Source organism: Acidovorax sp. SRI_002, from assembly GCF_057586455.1.
In genome coordinates, this window is the sequence record NZ_JBYCZW010000005.1 from 300,654 (window position 1) to 319,260 (window position 18,607).

Sequence of the window (18,607 nt, forward strand, 5' to 3'; positions counted from 1 at the left end):
TCACCATGGACCGAGAAAGCATCATCAAAGCCATTGGCGTGGAAACCGCCAAAGCATCCCCGCCCGTTGCCGTGGTGGCCCATCAGGCCGTCAACGGCTGGACCATGAGCCACACGCTCACAGCCCTGACCATCGTGTATGTGGCCGCGCAGCTGGGCTATTTGCTGTGGAAGTGGCGCAATGAACGCGCCGAGCGCATCGCCAAGAACGCCGCCTACGGGGTGGAACCATGAGCACCAACCTGCGCCAGGGCCTGGCCCGAGTGGCCGTGGCCTGCCTCACCATGTCGGCGGCGGGCTTTGCCGCATGGCAGGCGAGCGAAGGCGACGGCCCCACCAGCGCGCGCGCTGACGGCGTAGTGGTGCACCACCCCTACGTGCCGACAGCAGGCGATGTGCCCACCATCGGCCACGGTTCCACCCGCTACGAAGACGGAACACCCGTGCGCCTTTCCGACCCGCCAATCACCCGCCAGCGTGCCCAGCAGCTCGCTCGCAACCTGCACAGCGAGGAAGAAGCGCGCTTCAAAGCCAGCCTGCCCGGTGTGCTGCTCTATCCGGATGAATACGACTTCTATCTGGACTTCACGGGCCAGTTCGGCAGCGGCAACTGGCGCAAGCCCAAATCGCCCCGCACATGGCTGCTGCGCGGCGACTACGCGGGCGCCTGCGAAGCCTTGCTGCTGTGGCGGTTTCAAGCCGGGCGGGACTGCGCCCTGTCGCAGAACTGGGGGCCGAAGGGCTGCAAGGGCGTGTGGACCCGTCAACAAGAAAGGCACGCGAAATGTGTAGCGATGCTCTGAAAAAAGCCGTCAAGGTCATGGCCATCACGGCCGTGGTGCTGGTGCTGCTGGCAGTCGCTGGCCTCGCGGCCCTCTACTTCACCTTCTGCGGCGGCCACCCGCACGGGATCTGCTGACATGCTGACCACCCTTCGCGCCAATGCCTGGAAATACACCGCCATCGCCCTGGGGCTGGGCCTGGGCTTCGCCCTGCTGATGCAGACCCTGCGCCTGGCCGAAGCGCAACTGGAAACCGCCCACACCCAGACCACCCTGCAGACCGAGCGCACAGCCGCCGCGCTGTCTGCAATCAAAACCTCAGAGCGCTATCGCAAACTTGGAGACAAGCACCGTGACGAAATTGCCCAAAACGACACCGAAGCGCAGGCCGCGCTGGCTGTTGCTGATGATGGCCGCGCTCGCGCCCTGGATGCTCGCAACCGGATGCAGCGCGACCTTGCCGACTACCTCGCCCAACACCGTGCCGCCGCCCAGGCTCGCGCCGCTGCCGGACAGTGCGCGCCAGACACCGGCCCCGCCGAACTGCTTGCCGACCTGCAGCGACGCGCTGACGACAGAGCGGGAGAGCTGGCGCACGTCGCTGACACCGCCCGCACCCGTGGCCTTGCCTGCGAACGCGCCTACGACAGTGCCCGCGCAATGATGGAGGCCGCCCAGAATGGAAAAACCGAATAGCCTGCGCGAGACGCTGACCAAGGCACTACCTGCGCTCAAGAAAGACCCGCAGAAACTCGCCATCTTCATCACGGGCGGCCGGGTCATGCACACCGGCACCGACTCGCTGTCGTTTGAGTACGCCTACACCCTGCGCGCGCTGCTGCTGGACTATGCGGGCCACGCCGATGCCGTCATGGCCCCGTTGGTGGGCTGGATGAAGCGCAATCAGCCCGAGGTGTTCGACAACCCCGAGCGCCGCGCCCGCGCCATACGTTTCGAAGCCGAGTATCTGAACGCCAAGGCCATCGACCTGCAGATCGATCTGGAGCTGACAGAGCGCGTTATCGCCCGCCCGCGTGCCAACGGCCCGGCCGGTGCGTTGGACCTGATCCACCCCAAAGAACCACCACCACCGCTGGCGATCCTGCAGGCCGAGCATTGGGAAGTGTTCCTGCGCGACGAGAAGCTGGCCGAATGGGACTACGCCCCGCGATGAAATACCTGTTCACCGTCTGCTTTCTGCTGTGGGAGGGATACCAGCGCATCCGTGGGCGCTGGCGCCGCTGGGTGCGTGCCCGCCAGCGCGGGGACCACTGAGCCATGGCCGACGACTTCGCCCAGTTGGAGGGCTGGCTGCAGCCCCTGCTGGATCGCCTCACAGATGCCGAGCGCAGAAAGCTGGCGCTTGACATTGCGCGCGAGCTGCGCCGCGAGAACGTGGCCACCATCCGCGCCCAGCGCGGCCCCGATGGTGAAGCCTGGGCGCCGCGTAAGAACCCGCTGCGCGACCAACGCGGGCAGCTGCGCAAACGCAACGCCCAACGCCTGTTTGCAAAGCTGGCCGGTGCCAAGCACCTGCGCGCCCAGGTGGAGGGCGGCGATGCGGTTGTGGCATTCGCAGGCCGCACAGAGCGCATTGCTCGCGTGCACCACTTCGGCCTGCGCGACAGCGTGAAGCCTGGCGGGCCGCAATACGACTACCCAGCGCGCCCGCTGCTGGGCATTTCCGACGACTTCACCAAGCGGCTGCAGGACCGCCTGCTCGCTCACATCGCAGGCGGCTGATTCTTGAAATGTGCATAGCGCCCCCACAGCATGGGGTGCGTGCTTTCTCGCGCACGCGCGGGCACCATCAAATGCATGGATCGCCCCATTGATCAGCCCGAATCCCCGTTTGAAATCCTGCGCCGCCTGGAGAACATCGCGCGGGTGGGGACCATTGCCGAAGTGCACACCGGCAAGCCCGCGCGCTGCCGCATCCGCTGCGGCAACATCACCACCAACTGGATTCCCTGGGTAACGGGCCGCGCGGCCGGTGAAGCCGGTAGCGTGTGGTGGCCGCCCAAGGTGGGCGAGCAGTGCCTGATGCTCGCGCCGGGCGGCGACCTCATGAACGCCGTGGTGCTGCCCGGCGCCTACAGCGACGCAAACCCCCAGGTCAGCGAAAACCCCGACCTGTTCCGACAGGAATTCGGCGGCGCGGGCTACATGGAACACGACGCCACGTCCGGCGAATTCACGCTGGCAGCGATCACAAGCATTCTTTTGCGCGTGATGGAGTCGTCCATACAAATCACGCCCGATTCCATCGTAATGAAAGCCGGGGGCGGGACTGCAACGCTCAACGGCGAAGGCCTCAAGGTCACGCCCGATGTGCTGGCGCAAGACATCAGCCTGGTGAACCACCTGCACCCGGGCGTGAAGCGCGGCGGCGAAGAAACGGACCCGCCCGTATGAATCGCACCACCGGCCAATCCATCACCGGCCTGGACCACCTGCGCCAGTCCCTGGGCGACATTCTCACGACGCCCATTGGCTCGCGCGTCATGCGCCGCGAATACGGCTCGCTGGTGCCCGAGCTGATCGACCACCCCGACAACCTGGCCACCCAGGTGCGCGTCTATGCGGCCGTGGCCAGCGCCCTGATGCGCTGGGAGCCACGTTTCCGGCTGTCGCGCATCGAATCCTTGCGCGAGGCCGACCGCCCCGGCGCCGTGCTGTTCCGCCTGCACGGCACCTACGACCAGCGCGGGCGCGTGGGGCCGCTGTCCTTGAACGTATCCGTAACGGGGCGCGCCGCATGAACAACCTCGACCTGTCCGCACTGCCACGCCCTGCCGTGGTCGAAACCCTCGACTTTGAAACCGTGCTGGCCAGCCTGCGCGCCGACCTGCTGCGCCTGTACCCGGCCGCCGCCGATGTGATCGACCTCGAAAGCGAACCCCTCATCAAGCTGCTGCAAGTGGCCGCCTACCGCGAGCTGGTGATCCGCGCACGTATCAACGATGCCGCCAGCGCCGTGATGCTGGGCTGGGCCGTGGGCACCGATCTGGACAACCTGGCCGCGCGCTATGACCTGGCGCGCTTGCCCGGTGAAGACGACGAACGCCTGCAATCGCGCGTCCTGATGGGCTATCACGCCCTGTCTGCAGCGGGCAGCGCCACCAGCTGGCGCCTGCGCGCCCTGTCGGTGTCGGTGGACGTGCGCCAGGTGGACGTGTGGGCCGACCGCCCCGGCCGCGTCAAGGTCTCCCTGCTGGCCCGCGTGGCCGCACGGGTCGAAGACGTGGACGCCCAGCAGCAAGCTATCGGCCGCGCACTGTTTGGCGAACACCCCGAGGCGGGCGCCAATTCCATGTGCTGGCGGGTTGCGGTGCCAGGTGATGCCATCGTGGGCCAGACCGAAGCCGCGCTGCTGGCCGAAGACGTGCGCCCCCTGACGGTGGATGTGGACGTGACAGCCGCCCGCGTGCTGCCGCTGGCCGTGGCCGCGACCCTGGTGCACCCGCCTGGCCCCGATGGCGCCGTGCTGGCCGCAGCTGCCGCCCAGCGCGTGCGCCAGCTGGGACTGCGCGCAGCGTTCCGCGTGGACGTGACGCGCGCCGCCCTGGTGGCCGCCCTCATGGGCGAAGGCATCCGCGATGTGGTGCTGGCCACGCCCGACGCCGACATTGCCGCCGGCGCCGGTGAAGTGCCGGTCATCACGTCCATCACCGTCACACCACAGGCGCGCCATGACTGACCGCCACCACCTGCTGCCGCCCAACGCCACGCCCCTGGAGCGCGCGGCATCCTCTGCCATGGGGCCGTGGTCCGTGGGCGACTCTGCCCTGTCCACCCTGCAAGACCCTGCGCGCATCCCCGCCCACCTGCTGCCGCACATGGGCCTGGCCGAAGACGTGCCCGTGTGGCCCCAGGGCGAGGCCGAGCGCCGCGCCGTGATCGCGGCCAGCCCACGCCTCCATGCCCTGATCGGCACTCCCAAGGGCCTGCGAGAACTGGCCCGCCTTGCAGGTGCCCGCATCGAGCGTCTGGAAATGCCGCCCGCCAAAACCTTCCTGGGCTTTTGGGATGCCGAAAGCCGCGCCAAGTGGCTGGCGGCCCATCCCGAGATGCGCATCTACAGCCAGCGCGAGCGGGCACCCTGCGAAGGCCTGATGCTGGGCAGCGGCTTTGTGGGCGCCCAAGCCGAGCCACCCACCCTCACCACCGCCATGGCTCGCTCTGCCGTGCGCGCAGAAATCCGCTACCCCACCGGCCAGGTGTTGCCACTCACCACGCACGGCTGGACCGACATGGCGCAGGACCGCACAGCCACCGTGGACCTGGCCCGCCGCGCCGTGGCCCGCGGCCAGCACCTGGGCCAGCCGCTGCAGGGCGTGGCCAGCCGCGCCGATGCGTCCAACCGCTACTGGCGCGTGCAAAACGTGAACTACCGCGAGCGCCTGCAGCTGCTCACGCTCAAGCAAATGGCGCCGTCCATGGCGCCCCTGTCGCCCGATGCCGAGCCCGTGGCCGAGCGCGCACCGCGCCCGCATGTGCTGTGCGCTGGTATGCCCCTGGGTGGCTTCACCGTACGCAGCGACAGCGCCCGGCGCATGTATGCCCGCATCCGGCTGCACGACCCGGCCGTGGCCAACGTGCCCAAGCACGGCCCCTCCTACCTGGGCTTCACCCGCCTTTCCAGCCCGCCATTCATCGCGTTGGCCCATGTGCGCATGCCAGAGCAGCGCCAGCCCTTCGCCATGGCGGGCAGCGCTATGAATACCGCGCTGTCGGCCGGGGGTGCCCGCGAGCGCATGGCCCCGGTGCTCGACGCCATGGACTGGGCGCGGGCCGCACACGACAAGGTGCTGGTGCGCACGCGGCTGCATGCCACCGCGCGCGCCAGCCGTATTTACAAAGCCGGTGCCGTGCTGGCCGGTCAAACCATCAACAGGAGCTAACCCCCATGGAACTAAGCGTCATCTATCGCGACCGCCAAGAGCTGCAGGCCGCCGACCTCAACAACACCCAGGCCTGGGGCGACGAAGCCCGCCGCCACATCGTCAGCGACGCCATCACCAGCGAGCGCCAGTTTGTGGGCCTGACCGTGTCCGGCCGCAGTGCCACCGAGCTGGAAGTGGCCGTGGGCCGCCTGTATGACGGCCCCACGGGCAAGGTGTACGCGCTGGACGTTGCACAGGTGCAATCCGTGTTCGCCATGCTCCCTTTGCAGGATCAAAAGTGGGTGGCCGTCAGCGTGTTTGGCCAGGAAGAAGACACCAGCATTGAGCCGCGCGACTTCCTGATCGACCTGCAGACCCGCGAGGTGGAACCCCAGGCCGTGGCCATGCAGCGCCGCCGCGTTGCCACCGTGCACATTGCCCAGGGCCTGGAGTCCCCCACACCTGAGCGCCCCGAGCCGCCCACCGGGTACACGCTGATCGCGCACGTTCGCCTGTCGCCCACCGGCGTGCAAGAGGTGGTGCTGGCCGAAGGCCGCCGCCTGCCCAACCTGCAGCGCGTGGATGCCCGCTTGCGCACGGCAGAGGGCTGGATTCTTGCGGCCGAGCCGCGCATCGCTCACATCATGAGCGACATCGCGGGCCTGGCTTCGGACCTGTCCACCCGCGCCAGCCTTGAACACGTGGCCCAGCTGGGCGTGGACATGGCCAAGCTAAAGGAGCGGATGGAAATCCCCGACGACTACAAGTTCTACGGCGGGGACCACTTCCTCGACACGGGCGAGAGCGAAACCACCCACGCGGCATACAGCGCCGACGCATTCGAGGGCATCCGGCCGCCCATCGCTGCGCAGCAGACCGGCACCCTGTCGCTGCTCAACCCCATGGACCCCGAGGCCCGCACCAGCGCGGCGGGGCTGATGCTGCCCGCATTCGATGAAGTCACCCGCCTGCGCATGGAAACCCGCGCGGGCGAGCTGGCCATCAATCAATACCAGTACCAGACCCTCAACGCGGTGCAAAAGACCCTGAGCCGCGAGCGCGTGCGCACGGGTGAAACGCTCACCTACTGCACCAACAGCGCATTCTGGAAATCCGGTGTTTACGACCCGGTAACCGGCATCCTGCGCCGGGGGGATGAAGTGTGGACGGTGGACCCGGCCGACCAAGCGCGGGCCAACATCGACCACCAGTTCCTGCGCGTCACGCGCATGTGGGTGGACCGCTGGGAAGAACCCTATTGGGACATGGTGACCACAAACTACGTGGTGCAGGGCTCCGTGCTCGCGCAAACCGTGCTGATGGCGCAAACGGGCTGGCTCACCAGCGTGGAAATCTTTGTGACCAGCGCCGACGCGGCCGGGGGCCTCACCGTGCTGGTGACCGAGGCCGCCCTGGGCCAGCCCGATATGGAAAAGGTGCTTTCCCGCGCCACCCTGGCGCCGGGTTCCGTCACGGCTGGCTGGCTCAAGGTGGCCTTGCCCGACCCGCTGCTGGTGGAAGCGGGCAAGCGCTATGCGGTGGCACTGGTGACCGGCGCGGGCCACCGCGTGGGCTTCACCGAGGGCACGGAATACACCCAGGGCATTCTGATGTACACCCAAGACGGGGCCTACTTCACCCAGGCGGCAGAGCGCGACCTGATGCTGCGCCTGAACTTCGCCCGGTTCGTTTCGCCCCGCGCGGTGGTGCAGATGCAGCCGCTGCAGCTGGCGGGCGGTGTGCAAGAGCTGGATTTGCTTTATGACAGCGCCGTGCCGGCCGGTTGCCGCCTGGTGTGGGAATACCAGACGGGCGGCCTGTGGCGCCCCGTCACGCCCGACACCCCGCCCGCCTTCGGTGGGGCGGCCCTGGTGCCGCTGCGCGCGGTGTTCATCGGCACCCAGGACCTGATGCCCGCCGTTCGCCCTGGCAATGCCCAGGTCACGGTGCGCCGCCGTGGCACGGCCTTTGTGCACGTCAGCACCGACCGCCTGTTGGGCACCCCATCGCAGAACATCCGGGTGCGGCTGCTGCTCGAAGACTTCAGCGCCGCCGCTGGTCATACGGTGGACTGCCGCCTGATCGTGGGCGCCGCCACCGTGCCCGCCACCTCGTTCCGCGATGAAGTTGTGGACGGCCGCAGCCTGTGGCGCGAGTTCCGGTTTGCCCTGGGCGCCAATACCGGCGCGTACCGCATCCGCATCGACGGCGCGGGCGTGACGGGCGCAAACCCCTGGCACGTGGCCGAGCGCTACGACCTGGCGCTGTAAGCGGGGCCGACATGCCAAAACGATTCGAGGCATATCGGATGCGCGACGGCCAAACGCCGTTGTCCGAGGACTTCTTCAATGGCGTCTTTGGTGATATCGATACGCGCATTGCCGATCTGGAAGAACGCCGGGCCGACATGCAGGGCGTGGTCGATGAACTGACCCGGTTTGGCCTGGCCCGCATCGACACGCTGGTGGGGCCGTCCATGGCCGAAGTGAACGCCATGCTTATGCAGCTGCGCCAGCGTCGCGACGAACTGGAAGCAGCCATTGGCAACGTGGGCGACCTGGCCACGCAAACGCAAATGGATTCGGCAATTGGCGATGCCATGGACGCCGAAGCCCAGGCACGAAACGAGGCCATCACCCTGGCCGTGCAGGCCGAAGCCACGGCGCGAGCTGCGGAAGTCACGGCCGAGGCCGCAGCCCGCGCCGCCGCAATCGCGCTGGCCACCGCCAGGCCCAGCGCGTCCACCGTCACCTATGACGGGAACGGCCGGGTGTCGGGCATCACAGAGACATTGCCGCAGGGCGTGCGCTCCACCGTGCTGACCTACACCGCAGCCGGACGGGTCAACACCGTGGCCGAAACGCTGGAAGGTAAGACCCGCACCACCACCTACGCCTATGACGGCGCGGGCCGAGTGAGCGGCTATGCGGTGGTGGAGGTGCCCAATGTCTGACGCACTCATGGCTCCAACCTATGGGGAAGTTTCCGAGCTGCGCCGCCAGTTCCGCCAGCTCTACAGCGGCGGCGTGACGATGGACTATCTGTTTGCGGCCGTGGCCCCCACCGGGGCCCAGCTGGAAGCCTGGCTGGCGACCGATGCCAACCTGGCGGCCTACCAGAGGTTGATTTCCACGGCGGTGGGCGCCAGCGCTGTGTGTTCAAGCGCGGCCGTTGTGGCGGCAGTGGTGGGCAGTGCCACGGCACTGGCCTGCCTGCGCGACAGCGACACCGGCCGCGCCGCCCTGCTCAATTCAAAAACCGCCATGACTGCGGTACTGGCCAATGCAACAGCAGCCGGTGCCTTGCTAGCCAGCAGCGCCGCGCGTGGCGCGCTCTACGACCACGAAACCGCCTGGGGCCTGCTGGTGGCATCTGCAAACGGGCGCAACGCTATCTCCGCGCTGGCAGTAGAGCACACCAACGGAGCAACAGCATTGGTCATGCCGCCAGGCGTAGCAGTCGCCACCCGCGTGGTGTTGGTACAGCAAAAGATTTCCGCTGCTGGCCCGACATCACACGCGGGTGCGGGCGCTGATACCTACTCCACCACGAGCACAGCCTACGTTGACAGGTACGTGCGAGTTGCGGGCGTGGGGCACAGGACAACGTCAGCTGCAGGCGCCTCGCAAATCCGTTACCTGATCGTTTAGCAAAGCGACCGCACCCCATGAAAACCCAACTCATCATCATTGACGGCGCCATCATCGGCACCACCACCCTAGACGATCCCAACGGCTACCACCTGGTGGACGCGCCCGAGGGCTTCGACGGAGACCTGGCGGCCGTGGAATACGACGCCCAGGCAGGCGTGGCGCGGCTGGTGCTGGCGGGTGTGCAGGCCCGCCGCATTGCCGCCATCAAGGCCGAGGCCGCAGCGCACCTGGCCAGCACCGACTGGAAGCTGGAGCGTGCGAGAGAACGCGAGAAAGCGGGCTGGGCGCAGCTGGCGGACGTGGCCACCGTGCTGGCCGAGCGCGAGGCCGTGCGCCGCAGCAGCGACGCGGCCGAAGCGGACGTGCTCGCCCTCACCGATGCGGCGGCTGTGCGGGCCTTCACCTGGGCGCCTGACGCTGTGCAAGTGCCTGCGCCGCGCCTGCTCACGCACGAACAGTTCATTCAGCGGTTCACCCCGGCCGAGTGGGAGGCCATGACGGCCGCCGCCCGCGCCAGCACCGCCATGGATGCCTGGATGCGCCGCTTCACCCTGGCCACGTTCGTGAACCTTGATGACCCGGCCACGGCCGCAGGTGTGCAGGCGCTGGAGCTGGCGGGCATCTTGGCCAACGGCCGCGCCGCCGAAGTTCTGCAAGACCCCCAACCCGAGCCGACCACCTAACCCCCATCTTTCACGAAACACAGGAGAACCCCATGGCTACACAAGCAAACTACCACCACGGCGTGCGCGTTGTCGAAATCAACGAAGGCCAGCGCAACATCCGCATCATTTCCACGGCCGTGCTGGGCCTGATCTGCACGGCCAGCGACGCCGACGCGGCCGCGTTCCCGCTCAACACCCCGGTGCTGGTCACCAAGGTAGACGCCGCCATTGCCAAGGCTGGAGAGCTGGGCACCCTGCGCGGGGCCCTGACAGCAATCCGCGACCAAGCCCGCCCCATCGTCGTGGTGGTGCGCGTGGCCGATGGCGAGGGCGCCGACGCTGCCGCCAAGCTGACTGACCAAAACGGCAAGGTGATCGGCACGGCCGTGGGCTCGCAGTACACCGGCATGCAGGCCCTGTTGGCCGCCAAGGCCAAGCTGGGAGTGCAACCGCGCATCCTTGGGGCGCCTGGCCTCGACACCCAGGCGGTGACCACCGCCCTGGTGGCCGTGGCGCAGAAACTGCGCGCCTTCGTCTATGCCGAGGGCTACGGTGAAGACGTGTCCGAGGTGATGGACTACCGCCAGAACTTCGAGGGCCGCGAGCTGATGCTGATCTGGCCCCGCGTGAAGGTGGCCACGCCCGGCACCGGCGTTGTGGTGGACGCCTCGCCCGTGGCCTATGCCATGGGCCTGCGCGCCAAGATCGACGCCGAGCAGGGCTGGCACAAGACGCTTTCCAACGTGCCGATGAATGGCGTGCTGGGCATCAGCAAAGATGTGTTCTGGGACTTGCAGAACCCCGACACCGATGCGGGCCTGCTCAACGGCGCGGGCATCACTACGCTGATCCGCAACCAAGGCTTTCGCTTCTGGGGTTCGCGCACCTGCGCCACCGATGAGCTGTTCGCGTTCGAGAGCGCCACCCGCACAGCGCAAATCCTGGCCGACACCATGGCAGAGGGCCACTTCTGGGCGGTGGACAAGCCGCTGCACCCCAGCCTGGTGAAAGACATTCTGGAAGGCATCAATGCCAAGTTCCGCGAGCTGAAAAACCTGGGCTACATCCTGAACGGGCAGGCCTGGTACGACGAGGAGGTGAACGTTTCGGCCACGCTCAAGAACGGCAAATTGACGCTGGACTACGACTACACGCCCGTGCCGCCGCTCGAAGACCTCACCTTTCAACAGCGCATCACGGACCGCTACTACGCCGACTTCGCCCTGCGCGTGGGCACCGGCGAATAAGGCCCCACCACACCGACCGATTGACCACAGGAGAACACCACTATGGGACTGCCCCGCAAGATCAAGAACTTCGCCACATTTGTGGATGGCACCAACTTCGTGGGCGAAATGCCCGAAGTGGCCCTGCCCAAGCTGGCCCGCAAAACGGAGGACTACCGCAGCGGCGGCATGAACGCCCCCGTGAAGACCGACCACGGCATGGAAGGCCTGGAAGCCGAGCTGACCGCCGCCGGGTACATGAAAGAACTGTTCACCAGCTGGGGCACGCTGCGCCATGACGGCGTGCTGCTGCGCTTTGCCGGTGCGCTGCAGGGTGACGACAGCGAGAACGTGGACTCGCTGGAAATCGTCATGCGCGGCCGTTTCGTGGAAATTGACCCAGGCAGCGCCAAGGCTGGCGAAGCCACCGCCATTAAGTACAAGGCCGCACTGAGCTACTACAAGCTGAGCATCAACGGCGAAACGCTGATCGAGATTGACGCCGTGAACATGGTCGAAATGGTCAACGGTGTCGACCGCTTGGCCGAAGTGCGCGCCGCCCTGGGCATTTGAAAACCAGCACCACCGCAGCGGCCCCAAGCGGGCCGCGCCCCCATCCCCCTATTCCTGATCCATTGCCATGAACACACCCACCCAAACCACCCCCACTGCCGCTCCCGCTGTAGCCATCACCGCCCCTGGCGTACCCGTCGGCATCGCGCTGGACACGCCAATCCAGCGCACCGGCCAGACCATCACCCATGTGCAGGTGCGCAAGCCCAACGCGGGCGCCCTGCGCGGCCTGTCGCTGGTAGAGGTGCTGCAGATGAACGTGACGGCCCTGCAGACCCTGCTGCCCCGTGTGACCGAGCCACCCCTGCTGAAACAGGAAGTGGCCGCCATGGACCCGGCCGACCTTGTGAGTCTGGGAACGGAGGTGGTGGGTTTTTTGGTGCCGAAGGCGCAGCGGGAGGCGTTCCAGCCCGAGTAGAGGACGCCATGGCCGACCTGGCCCTGGTGTTCCATTGGCGGCCCGCCGACATGGACCCCATGAGCGTGGCCGACCTGATGGAGTGGCGCGAACGGGCGCGCGAGCGTCACGAGCGCCAGGAATGACCCCGCCACCCCTGCGCCTTTGGATGTGCAAGAATGAACCATGATCTTTTCCGCCCTTGCGTACCTGCTGATTGCGGCACTGGCCATTGCGGCCCTGGCCGTGTTCACGCTGCCCGTGTACGTGTGGATACTTGCGCGCGACCGCGCGGCCGATGCGGACATGGCCGAGGCCCGGCGCATCCTGGGCAAAGACTTCCCCACCTGATCCTTCGCGCTGGCGGCCGTGGGGGCCGCCATGGCTGACAACCTGCGCCTGCGCGTTGTCCTCGACTTCGTGGACCGCGCCCTGGGGCCATTGAAGCGCGTCAGTGAAGGGAGCCGCGACGCGGCCCGCGCGCTCAAGGCCGCCAAAGACAGCCTCAAGGCACTGAACGCCCAGCAAGCCCAGGTGGGCGAGTTCCGCACGCTCAAGGGCGAATTGCACGACACGGCCGCCAAGCTCGCCCAGGCGCGGGGCCGGGTGGGCGAACTGGCGCGCATGTACGGCCAGACGGCCGAGCCCACACGGGCCATGACGCGGGAGCTTGAGAAGGCCAAGCGAGAGGCGGCAGCGCTGGGAAACCAGCACGACACCCAGCAGATGAAGCTGCAGCAGCTGCGCGCCAAGCTGTCCGCCGCAGGCATCAGCACGCGCGACCTGGCGAACCATTCGCAGCGCCTGCGCACCGACATTGCAGCGGCCAATTCCACCATCGACCAGCAAACGGCCAAGCTCAAGGCCAACGGCGACCAGCAGCGCAAGCTGGCCGAGCTGCGCAAGCGACACGGCAACGAAATGATGCACACCGGCATGATTGCCGCCGGTAGCGCCGCCCTGATGGCGGGGGGCAACAAGATGGCGGGGCCGCTGCGCTCTGTGGTGGGCGCCTTCATGCCGGCCGAGGTGTCGGAAACGCAGCTGCGCGCGTCCATGATGGGCAAGGCTGGCGAGGTGGGGCCGGAGTTCCAGCAGATTCTGACCCTGGCCACGCGCCTGGGTGACAAGCTGCCAGGCACCACGGCCGACTTCATCGACATGATGACCATGCTGCGCCGCCAGGGGATGACATCGCAGGCCATCCTGGGCGGCCTGGGCGAGTCGGCCGCATACCTGGGCATTCAGCTGCGCATGCCGGTGACGGCTGCGGCCGAGTTCGCGGCCAAGATGCAGGATGCCACCCAGACCGCCGAGGGCGACATGATGGGCCTGATGGACGTGATCCAGCGCGCCTTCTACCTGGGCGTGGACCCGACCAACATGCTGCAGGGCTTCACCAAGATCAGCGCGGTAATGCCATTCCTGGGGGAAAAGGGCTTGAAGGCCAGCAACATGCTGGCGCCGCTGCTGGTGATGATGGACCAGACCGGTATGGCCGGTGAGTCCGCGGGCAATGCCATCCGCAAGGTAGTGCAGCTGTCGCTGGATGCCGAGAAGCTGGCCAAGACCAACAAGATGCTGGCGGGCGAAGGAATCCAGCTGAACTTCGCCACCAAGGGCGGTAAGTTCGCGGGCCTGGACCACCTGTTCGCGCAGCTGGACAAGCTCAAGGGCGTGGACAGCGATGTGAAGCGCATCGCCGCATTGAAGAAGCTCTACGGCGACGACGCAGAAACGCATCAGGTACTCAATACCCTGATGGAAAAGGGCCTGGACGGCTACCGCGAGGTAGTGGCCAAGATGGAAGCCCAGGCCGATCTGCGCAAGCGCGTGGACTCCCAGCTCAAGACCCTGAGCGCTTCGGTAGAGGCCGCCCAGGGCAGCTTCACCAACATGCTCAAGGACATGGGCGCCACCATCGCGCCCGACCTGGTGGTGATCGTGGACAAGCTGGGCGAGCTGGCCAACGCCGTGGGGGCATGGACCCGCGAGAACCAAACGGTTGTGAAATGGGCGCTGCGCGTGGTGGCCGTGCTGGCCATTGGTGCCACCGCCCTGGGGGCCATCGGCCTGGCTTACGCATCAGTGATGGGGCCCATGCTGCTGGTGCGCTTCGGCCTGGCCCGCCTGGCCTTCCTGTTGCCTGGTGTCGGCAAGGCCGCCAGCCTGCTGGTGTCGGGCCTGGGGTTCCTGCTGGGCGCATTGCGCGCCGTCGCCTTGTTCCTGCTAGCCAACCCCATCGTGCTGGTGATCGCGGCCATTGCGGCGGCGGCTTTCCTGATCTGGCGCAACTGGGACACGGTGAAGGGCTTCTTGCTGGCCATCTGGCAGCAGCTAGCCGCCGCGGCTTCGGCCCTTTGGGCCAGCGCCACCGCAGGGGCTGCAGCACTGTGGCAAACGCTGGTGAGCCTGAAAGACCGGTTCATGACAGCGGGCGCGGACCTGATGCAAGGCCTGGTGAACGGTATCACCAGCCGCGTGCAGGCCGTGCGCGACGCCATAGTGGGCGTAGCCGATGCCGTGGGCGGCTGGTTCCGCGAGAAGCTGGGCATTGCATCGCCGTCCAAGGTGTTCATGCAGTACGGCGGCTGGATCAGCGAAGGCGCGGCCCTGGGCATCGCGGGCGGCCAGGGTGCCGTGCGCACTGCGGCGCTGGCCATGGCCACGGCGGCCACCGCCACCATGCCGATGGCGGCCGATGCCGCCGCCTTGCGCATCGACAGCCGCGCACCGCTGATGGCCCACGGCGCGGGCATGGGCGCCCCTATGGGTGGCGGGACCACCATCAGCATTACCGTAAACGCCGCGCCTGGCATGGACGAAAAGGCCCTCGCGCGTGCGGTGGCGGCCGAGGTGCGACGGCTGCAACAGGCCGACCGCTCGCGGGTGAATTCTCAGTACAGCGACATTGACGGGTAGGAGCACCACACATGCTGTTTTCATTGGGGCAGTTCACCTTCGGGCTGCAGACACTGCCCACCGACCAGCTGCGCCGGCAAACGGCCTGGCGCCACCCCAGCAACTCGCGCGTGGGGGCCAGGCCGGCCCGCCAATTCGTGGGGCTGGGCGAGGACACCATCAACCTGTCGGGCGTGCTTGCGCCTGAGTTCGCGGGCTCCATGCGTTCGCTGGAAGCGCTGCGCAAGATGGCCGACAGCGGCAAGGCCTGGGCGCTTGTGTCGGGTGCGGGCGAAGTGTTCGGCGCCTGGACCATCGAGAACCTGACCGAAACCCGCTCTGTGCTGATCGACAACGGCGCAGCACGGCGCATCGAATTCGACCTGCAGCTGGCGGCCGTTGATGACCAGCGCGCAGAGCCATCGGGCGGGGTGGACCCGTGGCCGGTGGATGACTGGTGGGAGTGGTGGGAATGATGGCGGCCGACTACCTCAGGACCAGCCAGCTACACCGCGCCCCCGCGTTCTCGCTGGTGGTGGACGGGCGGGACATTTCCAAGAAGGTGGAGGCGCGCCTGGTGTCGCTCACCCTCACCGAAGCCCGAGGCGGAGAAGCCGACCAGCTGGACCTGGTGATTGACGACAGCGACGGCCGCATGGGCATACCTGCCAAGGGGGCAGAGCTGGCCCTGTCCCTGGGATGGGAAGGCAGCGGCATGCAGGACAAGGGCACGTTCGACGTGGACGAGGTGGAACACAGCGGCACGCCCGACACCATCAGCATTCGCGCCCGATCTGCCGAAATGCGGCGCGAGCTGCGCACCCGCGCGGAGCGCAGCTACCACGGCAAGAAGCTGGGCGAGATCGTGGGCGACATTGCGCAGCGCAACGGCTTGCAGGTGCGCATTGACGACAGCCTGGCAAACACCCCGGTGGAACACATCGACCAGACGCGCGAGAGTGACCTGCACTTCCTCACCCGCCTGGCCAAGAAGCACGACGCAGTGGCCACGGTGAAGAAAGGCCGCCTGGTGTTCAAGCCCATTGGCAGCACCAAGGCCGCCAACGGCGAAGACCTCGAAACCATCACCATCACCCGCGCCGATGGCGACCAGCACCGCTACCACAGCGCCGACCGCAACGCCTACAGTGGGGTGCGGGCGTACTGGCACGACCCCAACGCGGCCGAAAAAAAGAGCGTGCTGGTGGGCGAGCAGGAAAACGAAAAGCGCCTGAAAGACACGTACGGCAGCGAGGCCGACGCCATGGCCGCCGCGCGGGCCGAGCGCGGGCGCATCGAGCGCGGCAAAGCCACGATGGAATTGACGCTAGCCCTGGGCAGGCCGGAGCTGATGCCGCAAACCCCGGTGGTGCTGAGGGGGTTCAAGGATGTGATCGATGAAACGCCTTGGCTGGTGGTGAAGCTGACACATAGCCTTGGGGATGGCGGCCTGAGCACGCGCGTGGAGCTGGAAACGCGAAGCGAGGTCAGCAAATAACACACAAATCTATGCGAGCTTTATGCATGCTTGGGTCAGCGCTTTAATCAATTCTTGAGCACTTTCTTCCATATTTGAGTGCCGCGGATCGTCTAACGGGAGTGGTGAATCCCTCTTTACATCAAGACCGTAGGTAAGAGCTTGGCGAAAATTCTTTAAAAGATCATTGTCCAAAGTGACTTTTGGTGCATATATTTTCATGGATGCCTTAATAGCAGTCCATTGCAATGCTATTTGCTTCAAATCACTTTTTACCTTTTGCGCCAAAGCGGCACCATCTTGACTTGGGGCCGAATAGTAATTACTCGCACTACGCCAAACAGGGAGAATTTGGGCATTTATATTCTCTAACTCTTTTGTGAGCAATTTTCTCTGCCCAGAGGCTTTTTCATCCTTCTTTTTCAAATGTCTCTCAAACAACTTACTAACAAGTCCCGTAAAAAATGATCCCACAAAAAAACCTTTGACCGCGCTAGCGCTCGGCAAAAACTGAGCGACCGCTTCCCAAACAGCCAGATTTGTTACTTCCTCCCACATGAGCGCATCTCCGATTTAGTATTCTTTTGGATTTCCGCCGTTTTGAATATATTCTTGAATTTCTTCGAGAATAGTAGGATCCTCATCCGACTTGAAAATAAATACTCTAAGAAGCATTTCAGGAGAAAAACCCTCCCTCACCAAACCACCAAATGCCTCTTCTAAAAACGAGGAACCATAACCCTCGGTTCCATCCAAATTTATCGATATTTTTTCTTTGCCCCGCTTTAGCAAAGGCACCAAAAATTTCTCACGAAACTCCTGACCACTGGCATCTCCATCAGAATAGAAGCGACCAGCTGGATATTCAGAGAACTCCTTAGCGATATTTATATCGAATTTGTCAGGCGTTTTCATAATCTTGTTCCAATTCATCAAAATCAATCCCAGATACCGATCTATCTAGGGGTAGTTGCCACTTTATCAAGGTGCCTTCTACAAAACCATTTCCATTGGAAATTTTTTCGTTACCATCTTCGTAGTGGTAAATCCCCTGCCTACTATAGATTGTCAACGAACCGGCGCCGACTTGTGTAAGCAACTTGTGCATGTCTTGTAGTCCTTTGCCTCTATGCCCTTGCCTGGTAGCACTACGGCCGAGCTCAACGGCGGCGCGGATCATCTGGCCATCATCGACTTGCATACCTGGGATAATGGAAAGAGCTTGTCGAATCCGCTCAAGGCCATGAATTCTCGGAAGGGTTTTTGGAATACCCACGCCAGCATCGTAAAAAGTAATACATAGCGTATTCTTTCTAGCATTCAATTGTCCGGCCAGCCACCATCGTCCTTTCATTTTGGTGGAGCGCATATCCTTTCGCTGGTATGCATGGTGATTGACGTTTGCCATCGCTTCAGTTATGGCACGAAATACCTTTTTTGCAATCAACTTGGGCATACTAAGATTTGCACCAAGCAACTCTTCGCGAAGGTCCTTAATGTATGGCCCATTAAGCTTAATATCAGTTTTACACTTGACATATCTCGTGGACGAAGTCCTACCCTTGATTGGTCTCGTCTTTACTCCGAGCAGCTTTAAAAAACCACTATCGGCAAGCAAACGTTCAATCCTGGGCTGCTGCGGGTAGGTCCCGGTGACGCATGGTATTCCATGCTCAATCCGCAGACGCTGTATTTTTGCCAACAAATATATAAGCGCCTCAGGACTAATACTTTCAGTATCTTGAAAGGCGAGCCTTACCTTCTGTCCATTTTTTATTCTATTCTCAGCCTCTTCAAGAAAGCTGCAGGTCGATTTTTTATCCGAATCCAAGTTAAGCTTAGCGGGCGAATATAAATCTACCCATTTAACCTCTGATGTGTCATTTTTTCGAAGTGCTCGCTCGTGTTTTGGCTGGAAATTCTTACTTGCTCTGCGCTTTCTTTTTCTGCGCTTTTCCGCTAGCCTCGCCTCATAGCGTGCACGCCCCCGACGCTGCCACTGCTCCCCTGTTTCTATCTTTTTCAATGTGAATGTCCCCTATTACGGC

The 18,607-nt window shown here is 64.7% G+C and carries 26 protein-coding genes; 23 read left to right on the forward strand and 3 right to left on the reverse strand.

Annotation, left to right across the window (positions count from 1 at the left end; all coding sequences use genetic code 11):
* Positions 1-5: 5 nt before the first annotated feature.
* From AC2YJX_RS15590 to AC2YJX_RS15700, 23 genes are all read left to right on the forward strand, one after another.
* Positions 6-233: a hypothetical protein gene (locus AC2YJX_RS15590; protein WP_010465856.1), complete on the forward strand. Its 228-nt coding sequence runs from the start codon at positions 6-8 to the stop codon at positions 231-233.
* Positions 230-802, forward strand: a complete 573-nt coding sequence (locus tag AC2YJX_RS15595; protein WP_487256554.1) for a glycoside hydrolase family protein — start codon at positions 230-232, stop codon at positions 800-802. Before AC2YJX_RS15590 ends, AC2YJX_RS15595 begins: the two co-directional genes overlap by 4 nt.
* Positions 784-918 (forward strand): hypothetical protein, encoded by a 135-nt coding sequence (locus tag AC2YJX_RS15600; RefSeq protein ID WP_487256555.1) that lies wholly within the window; start codon positions 784-786, stop codon positions 916-918. Before AC2YJX_RS15595 ends, AC2YJX_RS15600 begins: the two co-directional genes overlap by 19 nt.
* Before the next feature lies 1 nt (position 919).
* Positions 920-1,477 (forward strand): DUF2514 family protein, encoded by a 558-nt coding sequence (locus AC2YJX_RS15605; RefSeq protein WP_487256556.1) that lies wholly within the window; start codon positions 920-922, stop codon positions 1,475-1,477.
* The gene (locus AC2YJX_RS15610; RefSeq protein WP_487256557.1) at positions 1,461-1,955 is read left to right on the forward strand and encodes a phage tail protein; all 495 of its coding nucleotides are present in this window, start codon (positions 1,461-1,463) and stop codon (positions 1,953-1,955) included. Before AC2YJX_RS15605 ends, AC2YJX_RS15610 begins: the two co-directional genes overlap by 17 nt.
* Positions 1,934-2,056 (forward strand): hypothetical protein, encoded by a 123-nt coding sequence (locus AC2YJX_RS15615; protein WP_487256558.1) that lies wholly within the window; start codon positions 1,934-1,936, stop codon positions 2,054-2,056. Before AC2YJX_RS15610 ends, AC2YJX_RS15615 begins: the two co-directional genes overlap by 22 nt.
* 3 nt (positions 2,057-2,059) lie before the next feature.
* A complete protein-coding gene (locus AC2YJX_RS15620; protein ID WP_487256559.1) occupies positions 2,060-2,524 on the forward strand; it encodes a phage virion morphogenesis protein in 465 nt (154 codons plus the stop codon).
* 75 nt (positions 2,525-2,599) lie between these two features.
* A complete protein-coding gene (locus AC2YJX_RS15625; protein WP_487256560.1) occupies positions 2,600-3,196 on the forward strand; it encodes a phage baseplate assembly protein V in 597 nt (198 codons plus the stop codon).
* Entirely contained in the window at positions 3,193-3,543 is a 351-nt protein-coding gene (locus AC2YJX_RS15630) for a GPW/gp25 family protein (RefSeq protein ID WP_192421678.1), read from the forward strand. The genes AC2YJX_RS15625 and AC2YJX_RS15630 overlap by 4 nt, the downstream gene beginning before the upstream one ends.
* On the forward strand, positions 3,540-4,481 hold the full coding sequence (locus AC2YJX_RS15635) for a baseplate assembly protein (protein ID WP_487256561.1): 942 nt from the start codon (positions 3,540-3,542) through the stop codon (positions 4,479-4,481). The genes AC2YJX_RS15630 and AC2YJX_RS15635 overlap by 4 nt, the downstream gene beginning before the upstream one ends.
* Positions 4,474-5,685 carry a phage tail protein gene (locus AC2YJX_RS15640; protein WP_487256562.1) on the forward strand — a complete coding sequence of 404 codons (1,212 nt, stop codon included), beginning with the start codon at positions 4,474-4,476 and terminating at the stop codon, positions 5,683-5,685. The genes AC2YJX_RS15635 and AC2YJX_RS15640 overlap by 8 nt, the downstream gene beginning before the upstream one ends.
* 5 nt (positions 5,686-5,690) lie before the next feature.
* Positions 5,691-7,937, forward strand: a complete 2,247-nt coding sequence (locus tag AC2YJX_RS15645; protein ID WP_057270589.1) for a hypothetical protein — start codon at positions 5,691-5,693, stop codon at positions 7,935-7,937.
* 38 nt (positions 7,938-7,975) lie between these two features.
* Positions 7,976-8,620, forward strand: coding sequence for a hypothetical protein (locus tag AC2YJX_RS15650; protein WP_057270588.1), 645 nt, complete (start codon positions 7,976-7,978; stop codon positions 8,618-8,620).
* Positions 8,613-9,317: a hypothetical protein gene (locus AC2YJX_RS15655; protein ID WP_082615347.1), complete on the forward strand. Its 705-nt coding sequence runs from the start codon at positions 8,613-8,615 to the stop codon at positions 9,315-9,317. The genes AC2YJX_RS15650 and AC2YJX_RS15655 overlap by 8 nt, the downstream gene beginning before the upstream one ends.
* Positions 9,318-9,334: 17 nt before the next feature.
* A complete protein-coding gene (locus AC2YJX_RS15660) occupies positions 9,335-10,003 on the forward strand; it encodes a hypothetical protein (RefSeq protein WP_487256563.1) in 669 nt (222 codons plus the stop codon).
* A 32-nt stretch (positions 10,004-10,035) separates the two neighbouring features.
* Positions 10,036-11,232, forward strand: coding sequence for a phage tail sheath protein (locus tag AC2YJX_RS15665; RefSeq protein WP_487256564.1), 1,197 nt, complete (start codon positions 10,036-10,038; stop codon positions 11,230-11,232).
* 42 nt (positions 11,233-11,274) lie between these two features.
* Positions 11,275-11,784: a phage major tail tube protein gene (locus AC2YJX_RS15670; protein ID WP_487256565.1), complete on the forward strand. Its 510-nt coding sequence runs from the start codon at positions 11,275-11,277 to the stop codon at positions 11,782-11,784.
* 67 nt (positions 11,785-11,851) lie between these two features.
* Positions 11,852-12,202 carry a phage tail assembly protein gene (locus AC2YJX_RS15675; RefSeq protein WP_487256566.1) on the forward strand — a complete coding sequence of 117 codons (351 nt, stop codon included), beginning with the start codon at positions 11,852-11,854 and terminating at the stop codon, positions 12,200-12,202.
* 8 nt (positions 12,203-12,210) lie between these two features.
* On the forward strand, positions 12,211-12,327 hold the full coding sequence (locus AC2YJX_RS15680) for a GpE family phage tail protein (RefSeq protein ID WP_187736458.1): 117 nt from the start codon (positions 12,211-12,213) through the stop codon (positions 12,325-12,327).
* Positions 12,328-12,367: 40 nt separating this feature from the next.
* The gene (locus tag AC2YJX_RS15685) at positions 12,368-12,532 is read left to right on the forward strand and encodes a hypothetical protein (protein WP_487256567.1); all 165 of its coding nucleotides are present in this window, start codon (positions 12,368-12,370) and stop codon (positions 12,530-12,532) included.
* A 30-nt stretch (positions 12,533-12,562) separates the two neighbouring features.
* Positions 12,563-15,103 (forward strand): phage tail tape measure protein, encoded by a 2,541-nt coding sequence (locus tag AC2YJX_RS15690; protein WP_487256568.1) that lies wholly within the window; start codon positions 12,563-12,565, stop codon positions 15,101-15,103.
* An 11-nt stretch (positions 15,104-15,114) separates the two neighbouring features.
* Positions 15,115-15,558 carry a phage tail protein gene (locus tag AC2YJX_RS15695; RefSeq protein ID WP_487256569.1) on the forward strand — a complete coding sequence of 148 codons (444 nt, stop codon included), beginning with the start codon at positions 15,115-15,117 and terminating at the stop codon, positions 15,556-15,558.
* A complete protein-coding gene (locus AC2YJX_RS15700) occupies positions 15,555-16,580 on the forward strand; it encodes a phage late control D family protein (protein WP_487256570.1) in 1,026 nt (341 codons plus the stop codon). Before AC2YJX_RS15695 ends, AC2YJX_RS15700 begins: the two co-directional genes overlap by 4 nt.
* Positions 16,581-16,589: 9 nt before the next feature.
* Here AC2YJX_RS15700 and AC2YJX_RS15705 read toward each other — a convergent pair whose 3' ends face one another.
* The 3 genes from AC2YJX_RS15705 to AC2YJX_RS15715 are packed head-to-tail and all read right to left on the reverse strand — an operon-like array spanning position 16,590 to position 18,585.
* Entirely contained in the window at positions 16,590-17,117 is a 528-nt protein-coding gene (locus tag AC2YJX_RS15705) for a hypothetical protein (RefSeq protein WP_487256571.1), read from the reverse strand.
* Positions 17,118-17,132: 15 nt separating this feature from the next.
* The gene (locus AC2YJX_RS15710; RefSeq protein ID WP_487256572.1) at positions 17,133-17,474 is read right to left on the reverse strand and encodes an STAS-like domain-containing protein; all 342 of its coding nucleotides are present in this window, start codon (positions 17,472-17,474) and stop codon (positions 17,133-17,135) included.
* Positions 17,461-18,585: a hypothetical protein gene (locus tag AC2YJX_RS15715; protein WP_487256573.1), complete on the reverse strand. Its 1,125-nt coding sequence runs from the start codon at positions 18,583-18,585 to the stop codon at positions 17,461-17,463. The genes AC2YJX_RS15710 and AC2YJX_RS15715 overlap by 14 nt, the downstream gene beginning before the upstream one ends.
* Between the last annotated feature and the right edge of the window lie 22 nt (positions 18,586-18,607).

Bases quoted from the DNA above. Each gene is read 5' to 3' on its own strand.
- AC2YJX_RS15695 (WP_487256569.1), top strand. From the start codon at position 15,115: ATGCTGTTTTCATTGGGGCAGTTCACCTTCGGGCTGCAGACACTGCCC.
- AC2YJX_RS15610 (WP_487256557.1), top strand. From the start codon at position 1,461: ATGGAAAAACCGAATAGCCTGCGCGAGACGCTGACCAAGGCACTACCT.
- AC2YJX_RS15625 (WP_487256560.1), top strand. From the start codon at position 2,600: ATGGATCGCCCCATTGATCAGCCCGAATCCCCGTTTGAAATCCTGCGC.
- AC2YJX_RS15665 (WP_487256564.1), top strand. From the start codon at position 10,036: ATGGCTACACAAGCAAACTACCACCACGGCGTGCGCGTTGTCGAAATC.
- AC2YJX_RS15635 (WP_487256561.1), top strand. From the start codon at position 3,540: ATGAACAACCTCGACCTGTCCGCACTGCCACGCCCTGCCGTGGTCGAA.
- AC2YJX_RS15685 (WP_487256567.1), top strand. From the start codon at position 12,368: ATGATCTTTTCCGCCCTTGCGTACCTGCTGATTGCGGCACTGGCCATT.
- AC2YJX_RS15690 (WP_487256568.1), top strand. From the start codon at position 12,563: ATGGCTGACAACCTGCGCCTGCGCGTTGTCCTCGACTTCGTGGACCGC.
- AC2YJX_RS15710 (WP_487256572.1), bottom strand. From the start codon at position 17,474: ATGAAAACGCCTGACAAATTCGATATAAATATCGCTAAGGAGTTCTCT.
- AC2YJX_RS15700 (WP_487256570.1), top strand. From the start codon at position 15,555: ATGATGGCGGCCGACTACCTCAGGACCAGCCAGCTACACCGCGCCCCC.
- AC2YJX_RS15645 (WP_057270589.1), top strand. From the start codon at position 5,691: ATGGAACTAAGCGTCATCTATCGCGACCGCCAAGAGCTGCAGGCCGCC.
- AC2YJX_RS15600 (WP_487256555.1), top strand. From the start codon at position 784: ATGTGTAGCGATGCTCTGAAAAAAGCCGTCAAGGTCATGGCCATCACG.
- AC2YJX_RS15675 (WP_487256566.1), top strand. From the start codon at position 11,852: ATGAACACACCCACCCAAACCACCCCCACTGCCGCTCCCGCTGTAGCC.
- AC2YJX_RS15590 (WP_010465856.1), top strand. From the start codon at position 6: ATGGACCGAGAAAGCATCATCAAAGCCATTGGCGTGGAAACCGCCAAA.
- AC2YJX_RS15620 (WP_487256559.1), top strand. From the start codon at position 2,060: ATGGCCGACGACTTCGCCCAGTTGGAGGGCTGGCTGCAGCCCCTGCTG.
- AC2YJX_RS15630 (WP_192421678.1), top strand. From the start codon at position 3,193: ATGAATCGCACCACCGGCCAATCCATCACCGGCCTGGACCACCTGCGC.
- AC2YJX_RS15670 (WP_487256565.1), top strand. From the start codon at position 11,275: ATGGGACTGCCCCGCAAGATCAAGAACTTCGCCACATTTGTGGATGGC.
- AC2YJX_RS15705 (WP_487256571.1), bottom strand. From the start codon at position 17,117: ATGTGGGAGGAAGTAACAAATCTGGCTGTTTGGGAAGCGGTCGCTCAG.
- AC2YJX_RS15595 (WP_487256554.1), top strand. From the start codon at position 230: ATGAGCACCAACCTGCGCCAGGGCCTGGCCCGAGTGGCCGTGGCCTGC.
- AC2YJX_RS15615 (WP_487256558.1), top strand. From the start codon at position 1,934: ATGGGACTACGCCCCGCGATGAAATACCTGTTCACCGTCTGCTTTCTG.
- AC2YJX_RS15680 (WP_187736458.1), top strand. From the start codon at position 12,211: ATGGCCGACCTGGCCCTGGTGTTCCATTGGCGGCCCGCCGACATGGAC.
- AC2YJX_RS15655 (WP_082615347.1), top strand. From the start codon at position 8,613: ATGTCTGACGCACTCATGGCTCCAACCTATGGGGAAGTTTCCGAGCTG.
- AC2YJX_RS15660 (WP_487256563.1), top strand. From the start codon at position 9,335: ATGAAAACCCAACTCATCATCATTGACGGCGCCATCATCGGCACCACC.
- AC2YJX_RS15605 (WP_487256556.1), top strand. From the start codon at position 920: ATGCTGACCACCCTTCGCGCCAATGCCTGGAAATACACCGCCATCGCC.
- AC2YJX_RS15650 (WP_057270588.1), top strand. From the start codon at position 7,976: ATGCGCGACGGCCAAACGCCGTTGTCCGAGGACTTCTTCAATGGCGTC.
- AC2YJX_RS15640 (WP_487256562.1), top strand. From the start codon at position 4,474: ATGACTGACCGCCACCACCTGCTGCCGCCCAACGCCACGCCCCTGGAG.